This window comes from Oleiphilus sp. HI0043 (assembly GCF_001634935.1).
In genome coordinates, this window is the sequence record NZ_LWEY01001192.1 from 1 (window position 1) to 829 (window position 829).

The 829-nt window shown below is 40.4% G+C and carries 1 protein-coding gene and 1 pseudogene; both read right to left on the bottom strand.

What is annotated here, in order from left to right; all coding sequences use genetic code 11:
- Positions 1 to 305 (bottom strand): annotated as a pseudogene (locus tag A3729_RS14075) (IS66 family transposase); the annotation flags it as partial.
- Positions 306 to 435: 130 nt separating this feature from the next.
- Entirely contained in the window at positions 436 to 783 is a 348-nt protein-coding gene (gene tnpB, locus A3729_RS14080; protein WP_068510160.1) for an IS66 family insertion sequence element accessory protein TnpB, read from the bottom strand.
- Positions 784 to 829: the final 46 nt, after the last annotated feature.

The following is an 829-nucleotide window of genomic DNA, read 5'->3' on the forward strand; positions in this document are numbered from 1 at the left end:
CTTTTATCTTCACCCATGCGATGTAATTCATGACCGCAGTCATCACAGCTTTTGTCTTCGTCTGCCAGGTCGTGAATGATGACGTCGCGTGGTAAGTCTTTGGGTAAAGGTTTACGAACAGGTTTCTTGCGTTCGTAGGTGATGGACTCTTTTTCGGCTTCAGTCGGTTCCGCTTCAGACTCATCTGCTAATTGCTCAAGTTCATTGAATAGCTCGCCCTGACCCGGGTAGCCTTCAGTGCTTTTACCAAATTGTTTATGCTGAGCTAAACGAAACTGCTCAGTAAGATAAGCGATAGTCTCATCTCTTTCTGCGAGAAGTTTCTTCAGTAAAATAGGGTCGTCAGGGAGTGATTCGATGTCTGTTTTCATGCGTGCATTTTAACAAAAAACACGCTAACTTGCTGTTTTTATTTATACTATTTACCTGATTTTATTACATAATATTTTGATAATCGACAGCTTGATGACCGATGACATCATAGCCTTCCAGCAACCAAGACAACTGCTGTTCATTCAATTCTAAACATGCTTCATCAATACGGCTTGGCCATTTGAATTTATCTTTTTCAAGCCGTTTATACCACAAGGCAAAGCCGGTTTTATCCCAATAAAGTATCTTCAATTTATCTTTGGCTTTGTTGCAGAAAATGAACAAGGCACCGCTCATGACGGGAAGATTTATCTCCGACTCAATGATCACAGATAAACCATTAATCGATTTTCTGAAATCGACAAACTGCCGGTGAAGATAAATGCGGGAAGGCTGAACAAACATCTTCATGATAAACCCTTTATCACTCTGACTAAAAAGTCAGGTGATATCGAAT